The organism is Humibacillus sp. DSM 29435 (genome assembly GCF_001758225.1).
In the GTDB taxonomy this organism is placed as follows: Bacteria; Actinomycetota; Actinomycetes; order Actinomycetales; family Dermatophilaceae; genus DSM-29435.
The window spans coordinates 64,033-76,916 of sequence record NZ_MAST01000015.1 but is presented as its reverse complement, the minus strand read 5'-3'; the positions used below and the strand labels follow the sequence as shown (position 1 = coordinate 76,916).

Below are 12,884 nucleotides of genomic sequence, written 5' to 3'. Positions count from 1 at the left end.
CGTGCATCGTGAACAGCTGGTTGTACTGCTCGGGGTTGTCGACGATCTGCAGCCCCGGCTCCCACAGCTCGGCCCGGATCAGCAGCGCGAGGATGCCGCCGAGGATGAACCACACGAAGGAGGTGATGAAGTAGAGGTTGCCGATCACCTTGTGGTCGGTCGTGGTGACCCACTTGACGAACGTCTGACCCTTGGACAGACGCCGGGTGGTCGCTGCGGTGGTCGACTTGGCGTCAGCCTGACGCCCCATCGTCGAGGTCGGGTTGGCGGTGGCGGTACTCATCAGTTGCCCCCTGTTCGGGCCGGTGCAGGAATCTTGTTGGCGTCTGCGGGCACCATCTTCTCGCGGCTCACGTCGACCGGGATCAACCCGGTCTGCCCGATGTCGGCCAGACGCTTCATCTCGGCGTCGTACTCGGCCTGCGGCACGATGTGCACCATGAAGAGCATCTGGGAGTGGTAGGCGCCGCAGAGCTCGGCGCACTTGCCCTGGAAGACACCGGTCTGGGTGGGAACGATCTGCAGGATGTTCGTCTTGCCGGGCAGCATGTCGAGCTTCGTCATGAACGAGGGGACCCAGAAGCTGTGGATGACATCACGAGCGTTGAGCACGAACTCGACCCGCTTGTTGACCGGCAGGTAGAGCGTCGGCATCTTGGCACGGGCATCGGGCAGGCTCGGGTCGACGTGCACCCCCGACTCGTGGACGTTCGAGTCGATGTAGTTGAAGTCCCAGCTCCACTGCTTGGCCACGACGCTGATGGTCACGTCGGGTTTCTTGCTCGTGTCGGTGAGAGCGGCCTCGTCGCGGGCCGTGTAGTAGAAGAACACGGCCACCATGAAGACCGGGACGATGGTGTAGAGCATCTCGACGGGCACGTTGTAGCGCAGCTGCACGGGGAGGGTCTCATCGCCCTTGCGCTTGCGGAAACGGATGGCGGCGTAGAGCATCAGGCCCCACGTGATGGCGCCCACGGCGAGCACGGCGATCCAGCTGCCGATCCACAGGTCGGTGACGCGCCTGCCGCTGTCGGAGATCGTGTCGGGCAGGAACCCGTTGGACAGCTTGCCCTGGCATCCGCTCAGGGCGAGCGTGACGACGGCGACCAGTGCCGCGATGAGCAACCCTCGTCGTCGTCGTGAGGGCAGATGACCATCGGCCCTCGCCGCGGTCGCGCGATTCACCACGAGCGTGGCCGCTGCGGTGTCGTCGTGCTCAGGCACCAGGTGCACCTTTCGTTCCGTTCACGGGCGGTCGACGAGCCCCTGGGAGGGTCAACGCGTCCGTCTCTTCGACTCTTGACAGGCACATCGTGCCCACTGCACAGACACTACCGTCCCGGGCACGGTCCTGTCGTTGCGGGTGGGGCTAGCGTGGCGGCGTGGTGAGTCACGATCAGGGCACGAACCCTGGACCGATGCGCAGGATGCTCGACGCGGCATCCGGACCGCTCCATCCCTTGGCCCGCGAAACCCTGCTCGCCGCCCTGGACGCCGGGTGGGCCGACCCGTCGAGGCTCTACGCCGAGGGACGGGCGGCCCGGTCGCTGCTCGACCGTGCCCGCGAGGTCATCGCCGACGGGCTGGGCGTGCGACCCGGCGAGGTGAGCCTGCTGCCGAGCGGCCCCGCGGCTCTGTCGCGCGCTGTCGACGGCGTGCTGCACGCGGCGCGCCGTCGCGGCGGCGGCACCGTGGCCTCCGCGGTCGAACACTCGACGGTGCTCATCGAGGGCCGGGCCCGCGCCTCGATGAGCACCGTGGCGAAGGCTCCGCTCGTGGAGGTTCCCGTCGACTCGCTCGGGCGTGTCGACCTCGCGGCCTGGGGCGAGGCCGTCGCGCGCCCCGGCATGGTGGTGGCCGCCCTGCAGAGCGCGAACGGCGAGGTCGGCACTCGCCAGCCGCTGGCCGCGGCCAGGCAGCTCTGTGCGGCCAGCGGCATCCCGCTCGTGGTCGACGCGATGGCCTCCCTCGGGCGCGACGACGTGCCCACCGACTTCGATGTTCTCGTCGGCGACGGCCGCTCGTGGGGTGGCCCCCCGCTCGGGGTTCTCGTGGTGCGTGAGGGCGTGCGCTGGCACTGGTCCGGGGCTCGGGCCGACATCGAGCACGGACGCCACGACGTGACGCCGTGGGTGCCACTCGCGCTCGCGGCGGCGGAGGCCTGGCAGCAGACTCAGGCGGGCCGCACGAACGAGGCCGCGGCAGCCCACGAGCTGGTGACCCGGGTCAGGGCGGCTGCGGCGCTCGTGCCCGACACCGAGGTCGTGGGCGACGCCGTCGACCGGCTCCCCCACGTCGTGACCTTCTCGAGCCTCTACGTCGACGGCGAGGCCCTCGTCGACGCTTTCGACCGAGCCGGCTTCGCCGTGGCCAGTGGCTCGGCCTGCACCTCGAGCACGCTCGAGCCGAGCCACGTGCTCGCGGCCATGGGCGTGCTGACGCACGGCAACGTCCGGCTCGTGCTGCCGCTCGAGGCGGTCCGGCCAGCGCGTGCCGACGACGTGGCGGCCTTCGTCGAGGCCCTGGCCCCGACCGTTCGCGCGGTCAGGTCGAGGGCGGGGGTGACCGGCTTGTGAGCGGGCCCAGCGAACCCACCGACCCCACAGAACCCACCGAACCCACCGACCCCGTCTTTACGGAAGCCGATGCCCAAGCCGATGCTCGCGACACACCCGGCGAGGATGCCGTCGTCGATGCCCGCGGCTTGCGTTGCCCCCTGCCGGTGATCCGCCTCGCCCGCCTGGTCAGCGACCACCCGGGTGTGGTCGAGGTGACCGTGCTGGCGACCGACCCGGCCGCCGCGCACGACATCCCGGCCTGGTGCCGCATGCGCGGACATCGCTACCTCGGTGCGCAGGAAGGCGACGGCCATACCGCCCACCGGGTGGGGATCAGGCCCAACCGGCCGGCAACGGGGCCGTGAGCGCCACGCGGAGCAGCTCGAGGTAGTCGCCTCTGGGCACCTCGCGCACGCCCAGGGTGGCGAGGTGGTCGGTGCGCCACTGCACGTCGATGACCCGGCGCGCGTCGCCATCGGCGGCGAGCAGCTCGTGCAGCCCGAGCAGGGCCACCTTGGAGGCGTCGCGCTCCCGATGGAACATCGACTCGCCGGCGAAGAGGCCACCGATGGCCACCCCGTAGAGCCCGCCGACGAGCCGGTCCTCGCGCCACACCTCGACCGAGTGGGCCCACCCGGCTCGGTGCAGCGCCACGTAGGCCTCCGCGATGACGGGCGTGATCCAGCGACCCTCACGGTCGGGGTCACCGCAGGCCCGGACGACCTCCGCGAAGACCGTGTCGACGCGCACCTCGAAGTGGGCCGCCGACTTGCGCAGTGAGCGGCTGACCTTCAGCTCACCCAGACGCAGGATGCCGCGCGGGTCAGGTGACCACCAGCCGATCGGCTCGCTGCCGTGTTCGCCGATGCCCATGGGGAAGACCCCGGTGGAGTAGGCCTCGAAGAGCGTGGGCAGCGAAAGGTCGGCGCCGACGCCGATCAGGTCTTCGCCGTCGGGAACCTGCTCGAGGGCGAAGTCCCACGGGGTGGGGTCGGGGGGTGTCGGCACTGGCCTTGCCTCGAGCTGGTTCCGGTCAGGTGCCGACGTCGGTGGTCAGGGTCGCTGACAGGTGATGTGGCTACCGATCTCGGTCGCCGACTCCTCGCCGTAGGCCTCAGCCAGCCGCTCGAGGAAACGTGACTTGCCGAGCAGGTACTCCTGGGTGCCGACCGTCTCGATGACGTAGGTGGCCAGCATCGACCCCAGCTCGGCACAGTGCCGCAGTGAGAGGTCGGCGGCCAGTCCGGTGAGGAAGCCCGCCCGGAACGCGTCACCGACACCGGTGGGGTCGGCGCGCCGCACCTCCCGGGCGACGGGAACCGAGATCGGCTCCTCGCCGCGCCGCTCGATGGTCGCCCCGTCGGCCCCCCGGGTGATCACGCGGGTGCCGACCCGGCGCAGGATCTCGTCGTGGGTCCAGCCGGTCTTCTGCTCGGTGAGGTGGGCCTCGTACTCGTTCGTGAAGAGGAACTCGGCGCCGTCGACCAGGCCCTGGATCGTCGGCCCGTCGGCGAAGGCGAGCTGCTGCGACGGGTCTGCGATGAACCGGATGCCGCGCGCCCGGCACTCCTGCGTGTGGCGCGTCATCGCCTCCGGGTCGTCGGCGCCCACCAGCACGAGGTCGAGACCGCCCACCCGGGCTGCCACGGGGCCGAGCTCGATGTCGCGGGCCTCCGTCATGGCGCCGGCGTAGAAGGTGGCGATCTGGGCCATGTCGCTGTCGGTGGTGCAGATGAAACGTGCCGTGTGACGTGACTCCGAGTAGTGCACCGACTCGCAGTCGACGCCGTGGCGCTCCAGCCACGACCGGTAGTCGGCGAAGTCGTCACCCACGGCTCCGACGAGGATGGGTCGCTGACCCAGGCCGGCCATGCCGAAGGCGATGTTGGCCGCCACGCCCCCGCGACGAACCTGGAGGTCGCCGGCCAGGAACGAGAGCGAGATCTTGTCGAGCTGTTCGACCACGAGCGAGTCGCGGAAGCGCCCCTCGAAGGTCATCAGGTGGTCGGTGGCAATGGATCCAGCAATGGCGATCTGCACACCCGAAACCTAGCGCGTCGAGCCGCCGGGTACGCCGAAGGGCCCGACCGTCTGACGGTCGGGCCCTTCGCACGTACCGGGCCGAGCCCGGTCTTGAGGCCGCTCAGCCGAAGGAGTCTCCGCAGGCGCAGCTGCTGCCGGCGTTCGGGTTGTCGATGGTGAAGCCCTGCTTCTCGATGGTGTCGGCGAAGTCGATCGTCGCGCCCTCGAGGTAGGGCGAGCTCATGCGGTCGACGACGACCTCGACGCCCTCGTAGTCGCGCACGAGGTCACCGTCGAGCGTGCGCTCGTCGAAGTAGAGCTGGTAGATCAGGCCTGAGCAGCCGCCGGGCTGAACACCCACGCGCAGACGGAGGTCGTCGCGACCCTCCTGCTCGAGCAGGCTCTTGACCTTGGTGGCGGCGACGTCGGTCAGCACGACGCCGTGCGCTGGGGCTTCGGTGCCCGTCTCTGAGGCCTCAACGGCTTCAGCCGCTGAAACGTTCGTCTCGACAGTCATGTGGTGGTCCTTCGCGTCGTTGACGGCGTGATGCTGTGGTGCCTTGGTCACAAGGGAGAACTCACGTCGTGCCGGATCTGTTCCCGACACCTCCTAGGGTACGTCGCCCGCGCAGCAGTGCCCACACCCTGCCCGCGTGGCGGTCGAAAACCACCCCGGACCGGTCGAGTCGACCTGCACCGAGTCGACCTGCACCGAGTCGACCTGCACCGAGTCGAGTCTGCAACGGCCGCAGAGGATGCCGAGCGCTCAGGTCCGCAGCGCCGATCAGGGTCGGTGCGGTGACCAGGTGCGGGCCACCCGCGCGGCTCGAGCGGTCAACGTTCCGGCCGGGTCGGCCAGCATCGCGTCGACCTGGCTGCGACGCTCCGCCACGGCATACACCCCCGAGATGCCGCCGGCCATCGCCTCGCGGCGCCCCACGAGCGCCTGCCCGGCGATGACCACGGCCGGCACCCCCACCTGCCCGGCTGCGGCGGCCACCTGCATGACCGGGCCGTGCAGCGACTCCCAGTCGAAGCTGGCCTCCCCCGTGACCACGAGGTCGGCCGCAGCGAGCAGGGTGTCGAACCGGGCGGCATCCAGCACGGCCCGAACGCCGCCCGTCGGCCGTGCGCCGAGCAGCCGCAGAGCGTAGCCGAGACCCCCGGAGGCCCCGGCCCCTGGCTCTCGCTCGGGCCGAAGCAGTGCCCCGCTCAGCAGGTTCTTGGCCGGGGGCTGCACGCGGGAGACGACGCTGGCGAAGTGGCCGATGGCGTTCTCGAGACGTTGAGCCTGCTGCTCCGAGGCACCCTTGGCGACGGCGCTCATGGCGCTCGTGCCCTTGAGACCGAGCAACGGAGCCTCCGTGTCGGTCGCCGCGACCAGGTCGATCCCCGTGAACCGTTGGCGGGCCGTCTCCAGGCCGCCGAGGTCGTCTTCTCGTGTGTCGAGCAGAGCCAGCCCGCCGCACCCGAGTCGGCTGCGGTGGCCGACGCCCAGGGCGGTCAGCAGGCCGGCGCCGGCATCGTTGGTGCCGGAACCGCCCAGGCCGACGACGATGCGCGTCGCGCCGAGGTCGACGGCGGCCGAGAGCAGGGGCCCCATCCCGAAGCTGGTCGTGTGGGAGGGGTCGCGTTCGGCGGGTGCGAGCAGGTGCAGGCCGACGGCGTGGGCCGACTCGACGTAGGCAGTGCGGCGCCCATCGCCCTCAACCAGCAGGATCGTGGCGGGTACCGGCCGGCCGAGCGGGTCGGTCGTGACGCAGGCGTGCAGCCGGCCGCCAGCGGTGGCGGCCACGACGTCGACGAACCCGGGCCCACCGTCGGAGATCGGCACCTGCGCCAGCACGTCGTGGGGGGCCGCCCGTGACCAGCCCTGTGCCATCGCCGCGGCCGCCTGACCTGCAGTGAGCGAGCCGGAGAAGGCACTGGGGACGATGAGCACGTGCACGGCGGCATCCTCCCATCTCCCGGTGCCGGTGCCGGTGGAACGCGAGACGCCGGTTGCCAAGACCTCAAGGTCTCCGGCAACCGGCGGTGTGATCTCGGCGAGCGCAGCCAGGTCGGTGTCAGCCGGCCAGGCTCGGGTAGTCGGTGTAGCCCTGTGCGCCACCGCCGTAGAAGGTCTGCTCGTTCGGCGCGTTGAGCGGCGCGTTCTCGCGCCAGCGACGCACGAGGTCGGGGTTGGCGAGGAACTCCCTGCCGACCGCGACGAGGTCACCGAGCCCGCGCTCGAGGATGTCCTCGACGTCATGCAGCTGGGTGACGGACGAGAAACCGGTGTTGAGCACGACCGGGCCGTCAAAGCGGCGACGCAGGTCGGTGACGAGCTCGGACTCCGGGTCGCCGAGGATGCTGAGGTAGGCCAGGCCCAACGGCGCGATGCCGTCGACCAGCGCCTCGTAGGTCGCAGCCGTCTCGGCGTCGTCGGTCTCGAGCACGCCTTGGATGTTGTGCGACGGCGAGATGCGGATGCCCACGCGGTCGGCGCCGATCTCGGCGGCGACAGCCTGTGTGATCTCGATGGTCAGTCGGGCCCGGTTCTCGGGCGAGCCTCCGTAGCCGTCGGATCGCTCGTTGCTCGACGGGGCGAGGAACTGGTGGGGCAGGTAGCCGTTGGCGGCGTGCACCTCCACGCCGTCGAGGCCGGCCTCGACGGCCCGGCGAGCTGCGTAGACGAACTCCTCGACGAGAGCGGGGATCTCGTCGGTCTCCAGCGCCCGGGGCGTCGGGTAGGCCTGCTGCCCGGTGGCGGTCACGATCTCGCCCGGTGCGGCGATGGCGCTCGGGGCCACGGTCTCGAGACCGTTCTTGTTGTCGGGGTGCGCGATGCGGCCGGCGTGCATGAGCTGCACGACGATGTGGCCGCCGCCCTTGTGCACCGACTCGGCGACCTCGCGCCAGCCGGCGACCTGCGCGTCGGAGTGCATGCCGGGCGTGTCGAGGTAGCCCTGGCCCACGGCGCTGGGCTGGGTGCCTTCGGTGATGATGAGACCGGCGCTGGCGCGCTGGCCGTAGTAGTTGGCGTTGAGGCTCGTCGGAGCCTGCGCGTCACCGGCCCGGTTGCGGGTCAGGGGCGCCATGACGAAACGCTGCGGGAGGTCCCAGCGGCCCACGCGGATGGGTTCGAAGGCCTGGCTCATGGGTGTGCTCCTTGATATCGGTGGAGGATTCAACTACCCCGTGTCCAAGTCGCATGACCTAACAGCCATTCCCAGATGCCTGCAGGGGTCGATGTGTCGTGGCCCACACCGCCATGTCGCCGCAACACACCGAGCAGTTCCGAACACACCGGTCTGCTTCCCGGTGGGTTCACCGTTCCTCGGTGTGTTGCCGGAGGAGCGAGGATGCCGGTGGGCGCGGTGCGAGTGAGCCGGCGGGGCCCGCTCACGGGGGTGAGCGGCATACGATCTGGGCATGACGACCGACACGGCCTCGGCACCCGCCCCGCTCCCCCTGCTGGTGCTCGGGCAGGGCACCGACCTGCACACCGAGCGTGGCGTCGAGTGCCCGGGCGACCTTCCGGCCCCCTCCGACCCCGGCCTGGTGGCCCGGGCCCGCGCGGCCAAGGCGGCGCTCGGCGACTCCGTCTTCGTGCTCGGCCACCACTACCAGCGCGACGAGGTCATCGAGTTCGCCGACGTGACCGGCGACTCCTTCAAGCTGGCCCGTGAGGCCGCTGCGCGCCCCGACGCGCCCTACATCGTGTTCTGCGGTGTGCACTTCATGGCCGAGTCGGCCGACATCCTGACCAGCGACGAGCAGACGGTCATCCTGCCCGACCTCGCCGCCGGCTGCTCGATGGCCGACATGGCCGCCATCGCTCAGGTCGAGGACTGTTGGGAGCAGCTGGAGGCCGCCGGGGTCGCCGACCAGACGGTGCCCGTCACTTACATGAACTCCTCGGCCGCCATCAAGGCGTTCACCGGCCGGCACCACGGCACCATCTGCACCAGCTCGAACGCACGCACCGCCCTCGACTGGGCCTTCGAGCAGGTCGGCGGAGTCGCCGGCACCGGCAAGGTGCTCTTCCTGCCCGACCAGCACCTCGGTCGCAACACGGCGGTGCGCGAGCTCGGTCTCTCGCTGAGCGACTGCGTCGTGTGGGACCCGCACCGCCCGAACGGTGGGCTCACGGCATCCGAGATCGGGAACGCCCGGATGATCCTCTGGCGTGGGCACTGCTCCGTGCACGGCCGGTTCTCGGTGGAGGCCGTCGAGGCCGCGCGGCGCGAGATCCCCGGCGTGAAGGTGATCGTGCACCCCGAGTGCCGCAACGAGGTCGTCGAGCTGGCCGACGAGGTGGGCTCGACCGAGAAGATCATCCAGACGATCGCGGCCGCCCCCGACGGCACCGCGTGGGTCGTCGGCACCGAGCTGAACCTCGTGCAACGCCTGGGGCGGATGTTCCCGAACCAGCGAGTCTCGTTCCTGGAGAAGAACGTCTGCTACTGCTCCACGATGAACCGCATCGACCTCCCGCACCTCGTGTGGGCCCTCGAGTCGCTCGTCGAGGGCCGGGTCGTCAACCCGATCCGGGTCGACGCCACGGTGGCCGAGCAGGCCCGCACCGCCCTCGACCGGATGCTGGCGCTGCCCGGCACGACCCACAAGGACTGACGCTCCCCCGCGCCCGAACGCCTGGCCGTGATCTCCGACGTCCACGGCAACCTCACGACCCTCGAGGCGGTGCTCGCCGACATCGACGCCCGAGGCATCACCCGGGTGTTCAACCTCGGTGACGTCATCGGGAAGGGCCCGCGCGGGTCCGAGTGCATCGACCTCTGCCGCCGTCGCTGCGAGCTGACGGTGCGCGGCAACCGCTCGTCGTCGGCTACGGCGACATTCACGGCGTCTACCTCGAGGTCGACCACGGCCGGACCCTGTTCAGCGCCGGCTCGGTCGGCAATCCCCTCGATGCTCCCGATGCTCCCGACGCTCCCGACGCTCCCGACGCTCCCGACGCTCCCGACGCCATCCTCGAGGGCGACACAGGCGCCCCGACCGGCCCGCCGGTGTTGATCACCTTCGTGCGGGTGCCCTTCGACGTCGAGGCCGAGATCGCGGCGGCTCGAGACCTGGGGATACCGGATGCCGACGCCTACGCTCTCGAGCTGCGCGACCAGCTCTACCGAGGAGCCACCGCCCTGCCGTCGTAGGTGGCTTCTGCCACCACGCCCGCTCCAGCGCGCGGCTCTCACAGAACCGGGAAGCACCTCTCTGGCCCCATCAGCCCCTCGAACGAGTCGTTCGCGGGTGGACGCCGGGTTGGTGACCGAACGGCGGGTTGGTGACCGAACGGCGGGTTGGTGACCGAACGGCGGGTTCATGAGCGAACTCGCTGGCATACCGGCGCGTTCGCCCCCGAACGAGTCGTTCGCGGGCGGAGGCCGGGTTGGTGACCGGACGGCGGGTTGGTGACCGAGCGGCGGGTTGGTGAGCGAACGGCGGGTTGGTGAGCGAACGTGCTGGCATACCGGCGCGTTCGCTCTCGAACGAGTCGTTCGCGGTGAATGGAGGGGGCTCAGGGCGTGTGCAGGGCGCCCATCCGGGCCAGGAAGATGGCCTCGGCGGTGCAGACCTTCTCGAACTCGCCCAGGTGCAGCGACTCGTTGGCGCCGTGGGCCCGGGTGTCGGGGTCCTCGACCCCGGTGACGATGATGGCGGCATCCGGGAAGCGCTCGACAAAGCTCGAGATGAACGGGATCGACCCGCCCACGCCGATGTCGACCGGGTCGGTTCCCCACGCGTCGGCGAACGAGGCGCGGGCCTGGTCGTAGGCCGGCCCGTCGGCGTGGGCCGCAAAGCCGGACCCGCTCTCCTCGAGGCTCACCTCGACGCGTGCCCCCCATGGGGCGTGGCTCTCGAGGTGCTCCTTGAGGCGCTCGAAGGCGGCGGCCGGGTCTTGCGTGGGCGCGAGCCGCATAGAGATCTTCGCGGCCGCCTTCGCCGCGAGCGTGTTGGAGGCCTTGTCGATGGACGTGGCGTCGATACCGATGGTCGTGATCGACGGCTTGGTCCAGAGCCGCGACAGGATCGACCCGGTGCCGATGAGCTGGGTTTCGTCGAGCAGCCCCGACTCCTCGCGGAAGCGTGCCTCGTCGTAGTCGAGGTCGGCCGCCACACTCTCGTCGAGCCCGGTCACGGCCACGGCCCCCTGCTCGTCGTGCAGGGTCGAGAGCAGCCGCACCAGCGCGGTGACCGCGTCGACCGCGACGCCGCCGTACATGCCGGAATGGATCGCGTGGTCGAGCGTGCGCACGGTCACGACGACACGCACCCCGCCCCGCAGCGTCGTGGTCAGTGCCGGTGACCCGACCGCCCAGTTGGTCGAGTCGGCGATGACGATGGCGTCGGCGGCGAGCCGGTCGCCGTGCTTGGCCAGGATCGTCTCCAGCGAGGGTGACCCCGACTCCTCCTCGCCCTCGACGAAGATGGTCAGCCCGACCGGCAGATCTCCCGAGTGCGCCCGGAGGGCCGCGACGTGGGCCATCACGCCGGCCTTGTCGTCGGCCGCGCCGCGGCCGTAGAGCCGCCCATCACGCTCGGTCGGCTCGAACGGCGGCGTGTCCCAGTCGGCCTCGTCGCCGGGCGGCTGCACGTCGTGGTGGGCGTAGAGCGTCACCGTCGGCGCGCCCTCCGGTCCGTCGACGTGGCCGATCACCGCCGGGCGTCCGCCCTCGACGACGATCTCGACGTCGAGCCCCTCGGCCCGCAGCAGGGCGGCCACGGCCTCGGCGCTGCGCGTCACCTCGCTCTGGTCGAAGCTGCTCGCGGAGACGCTCGGGATGCGCGTCAGTGCTTCGAGGTCGGCACGCACCTGGGGCATCAGGGCCCGAACACGGTCGCGGATGCTGTCGAGCTGGTCAGGGGTGAGCACGTCGTCGGTCATGGCCCGACCATATCCAGCGGGGTCCGGGTGGGCCATCCAGCAGGGCCGACGTGCGGGATGGCGTGCGGGATGGCGTGCGGGATTCGGCAGCCGGCATCCGGCAGGTGGTTGACTCGAGCCATGGACGCAGTCGATGCGGCGTTCCAGGCCGTGCCACGGGCGCTGTTCCTGCCCCGAGCCGATGTCGACCGGGCCGACTACGACGGCCCCATCGCGATCGGCAGGGGGCAGACCAACTCACAGCCCCGCACCGTGGCGGCCATGCTGCGTCTGCTCGAGGTGCGAACCGGCGACCACGTGCTCGACATCGGCGCCGGATCGGGATGGTCGACCGCCCTGCTCGCGCACCTGACAGGGCCGACCGGGATCGTGGTCGGACTCGAGCTCGAGCCCGAGCTCGCCCGTTGGGGCGCCCAGAACCTCGCGTCGACCGGAATGCCGTGGGCGTCCATCTCCCCCGCGGTGCCCGGGGTGCTCGGCACCCCGGGCGATGGCCCTTACGACCGAATCCTCGTCTCGGCGGAGGCGCGTCAGCTGCCGCAGCCACTCGTCGAGCTGCTCGCCGACGACGGACGTCTGGTCGTTCCTGTGCGGGGCACCATGACCTTGGCCGTGCGTCAAGGCCAGGCCCTCACGACGACGCACCACGGCCACTACCGGTTCGTGCCGCTTCGCTGAGTGAGCGGCGACCTCGGCTCCCCCGGTCGCCCGGCATCCTCGGGCGCCGCCCCGGCCCGCGCCTGGGGATGCGAGGGCTCGAACCGATACCGCCTAGAGTGGCCTCGTGTTCGGACGCAAGAAGACCCTCAACGAAGAGCTGGCCACCAGCGAGGCCCTCGACGAGCGCCCCGGCGCCAAGAACCGGCCGACGCCCAAGCGCCGCGACCAGGAGGCGGCCAACAAGCGGCCGCTCATCGTCACCGACCGCAAGGCCGCAGGCAAGACCGACAAGGTCGCCCGCCGCGAGGCGCAGGCCAAACAGCGCGCCGGGATGATGTCGGGCGATGAGCGTTACCTCGCCGCCCGCGACAAGGGGCCGCGCCGCCGGTTCATCCGCGACAGCGTCGACGCACGGTGGAACATCGGCGAGTTCCTGCTGCCGATCATGCTGCTCGTGCTGCTGCTCAGCTTCGTCAAGACCAGCTGGGCGCTGCTGCTCGTCTTCGCCCTCGTCTACGGCCTGATCGCCGTGTCGATCCTCGACTCGGTGCTGATGTGGCGGCGCACCCGCAAGAAGCTCGAGGCGAAGCTCGGTCCGCCCCAGAAGGGTGAGGCGTTCTACGCGATCATGCGGGCGTTCCAGATGCGCCGTACCCGGATGCCGAAGCCGCAGGTCGCGCGTGGAGAAGCCCCGCGCTGAGCCACCGCTCACCCAGATCGCGTCCACCGTCGCCAACGGGCGGGGCGCCGGTGCT

The 12,884-nt window shown here is 70.7% G+C and carries 14 protein-coding genes and 1 pseudogene; 7 read left to right on the top strand and 8 right to left on the bottom strand.

What is annotated here, in order from left to right; genetic code table 11:
• Together BA895_RS12195 and coxB are read right to left on the bottom strand one after the other, a co-directional pair.
• The coding region (locus BA895_RS12195; protein ID WP_175442304.1) for a cbb3-type cytochrome c oxidase subunit I at positions 1-283 on the bottom strand (283 nt) is incomplete at its 3' end.
• The gene (gene coxB, locus BA895_RS12190; protein ID WP_371327712.1) at positions 283-1,224 is read right to left on the bottom strand and encodes a cytochrome c oxidase subunit II; all 942 of its coding nucleotides are present in this window, start codon (positions 1,222-1,224) and stop codon (positions 283-285) included. The genes coxB and BA895_RS12195, both read right to left, overlap by 1 nt.
• Before the next feature lie 158 nt (positions 1,225-1,382).
• On the opposite strand from coxB, the gene BA895_RS12185 reads away from it, so the two are divergent.
• Complete coding sequence (locus BA895_RS12185) at positions 1,383-2,576, top strand: cysteine desulfurase family protein (protein ID WP_254666446.1); 1,194 nt, start codon at positions 1,383-1,385, stop codon at positions 2,574-2,576.
• Positions 2,573-2,923 carry a sulfurtransferase TusA family protein gene (locus BA895_RS24470; protein WP_083283275.1) on the top strand — a complete coding sequence of 117 codons (351 nt, stop codon included), beginning with the start codon at positions 2,573-2,575 and terminating at the stop codon, positions 2,921-2,923. Before BA895_RS12185 ends, BA895_RS24470 begins: the two co-directional genes overlap by 4 nt.
• Here the strand turns inward: BA895_RS24470 and aat are convergent.
• From aat to BA895_RS12155, 5 genes are all read right to left on the bottom strand, one after another.
• On the bottom strand, positions 2,892-3,566 hold the full coding sequence (gene aat, locus BA895_RS12175) for a leucyl/phenylalanyl-tRNA--protein transferase (protein WP_070192173.1): 675 nt from the start codon (positions 3,564-3,566) through the stop codon (positions 2,892-2,894). The two genes, BA895_RS24470 and aat, sit on opposite strands and share 32 nt — an antisense overlap.
• Positions 3,567-3,611: 45 nt before the next feature.
• On the bottom strand, positions 3,612-4,598 hold the full coding sequence (locus BA895_RS12170) for a carbohydrate kinase family protein (protein ID WP_070192172.1): 987 nt from the start codon (positions 4,596-4,598) through the stop codon (positions 3,612-3,614).
• Positions 4,599-4,701: 103 nt separating this feature from the next.
• Positions 4,702-5,097: an iron-sulfur cluster assembly accessory protein gene (locus BA895_RS12165; RefSeq protein WP_070192184.1), complete on the bottom strand. Its 396-nt coding sequence runs from the start codon at positions 5,095-5,097 to the stop codon at positions 4,702-4,704.
• A gap of 267 nt (positions 5,098-5,364) precedes the next feature.
• A complete protein-coding gene (locus BA895_RS12160; protein ID WP_371327711.1) occupies positions 5,365-6,588 on the bottom strand; it encodes a glycerate kinase in 1,224 nt (407 codons plus the stop codon).
• A gap of 58 nt (positions 6,589-6,646) precedes the next feature.
• The gene (locus BA895_RS12155; RefSeq protein ID WP_070192171.1) at positions 6,647-7,720 is read right to left on the bottom strand and encodes an alkene reductase; all 1,074 of its coding nucleotides are present in this window, start codon (positions 7,718-7,720) and stop codon (positions 6,647-6,649) included.
• A gap of 274 nt (positions 7,721-7,994) precedes the next feature.
• On the opposite strand from BA895_RS12155, the gene nadA reads away from it, so the two are divergent.
• The 3 genes and pseudogenes from nadA (at position 7,995) to BA895_RS12145 (ending at position 9,736) form a co-directional block, all read left to right on the top strand.
• Positions 7,995-9,197 carry a quinolinate synthase NadA gene (gene nadA, locus BA895_RS12150; protein ID WP_070192170.1) on the top strand — a complete coding sequence of 401 codons (1,203 nt, stop codon included), beginning with the start codon at positions 7,995-7,997 and terminating at the stop codon, positions 9,195-9,197.
• 27 nt (positions 9,198-9,224) lie between these two features.
• A pseudogene (locus BA895_RS24910) lies at positions 9,225-9,338 on the top strand (metallophosphoesterase); the annotation flags it as partial.
• Positions 9,339-9,349: 11 nt separating this feature from the next.
• Positions 9,350-9,736: a hypothetical protein gene (locus BA895_RS12145; RefSeq protein ID WP_070192169.1), complete on the top strand. Its 387-nt coding sequence runs from the start codon at positions 9,350-9,352 to the stop codon at positions 9,734-9,736.
• 365 nt (positions 9,737-10,101) lie between these two features.
• Here the strand turns inward: BA895_RS12145 and BA895_RS12140 are convergent, their stop codons facing one another.
• Positions 10,102-11,469 carry a dipeptidase gene (locus BA895_RS12140; RefSeq protein ID WP_070192168.1) on the bottom strand — a complete coding sequence of 456 codons (1,368 nt, stop codon included), beginning with the start codon at positions 11,467-11,469 and terminating at the stop codon, positions 10,102-10,104.
• Between the two features lie 120 nt (positions 11,470-11,589).
• Here BA895_RS12140 and BA895_RS12135 point away from each other — a divergent pair, with 120 nt between their 5' ends.
• Together BA895_RS12135 and BA895_RS12130 are read left to right on the top strand one after the other, a co-directional pair.
• A complete protein-coding gene (locus BA895_RS12135; RefSeq protein ID WP_070192167.1) occupies positions 11,590-12,147 on the top strand; it encodes a protein-L-isoaspartate O-methyltransferase in 558 nt (185 codons plus the stop codon).
• 106 nt (positions 12,148-12,253) lie between these two features.
• Complete coding sequence (locus BA895_RS12130) at positions 12,254-12,829, top strand: DUF3043 domain-containing protein (protein ID WP_070192166.1); 576 nt, start codon at positions 12,254-12,256, stop codon at positions 12,827-12,829.
• Positions 12,830-12,884: the final 55 nt, after the last annotated feature.

Bases quoted from the DNA above. Each gene is read 5' to 3' on its own strand.
- BA895_RS12165 (WP_070192184.1), bottom strand. From the start codon at position 5,097: ATGACTGTCGAGACGAACGTTTCAGCGGCTGAAGCCGTTGAGGCCTCA.
- BA895_RS12155 (WP_070192171.1), bottom strand. From the start codon at position 7,720: ATGAGCCAGGCCTTCGAACCCATCCGCGTGGGCCGCTGGGACCTCCCG.
- nadA (WP_070192170.1), top strand. From the start codon at position 7,995: ATGACGACCGACACGGCCTCGGCACCCGCCCCGCTCCCCCTGCTGGTG.
- BA895_RS12140 (WP_070192168.1), bottom strand. From the start codon at position 11,469: ATGACCGACGACGTGCTCACCCCTGACCAGCTCGACAGCATCCGCGAC.
- BA895_RS12135 (WP_070192167.1), top strand. From the start codon at position 11,590: ATGGACGCAGTCGATGCGGCGTTCCAGGCCGTGCCACGGGCGCTGTTC.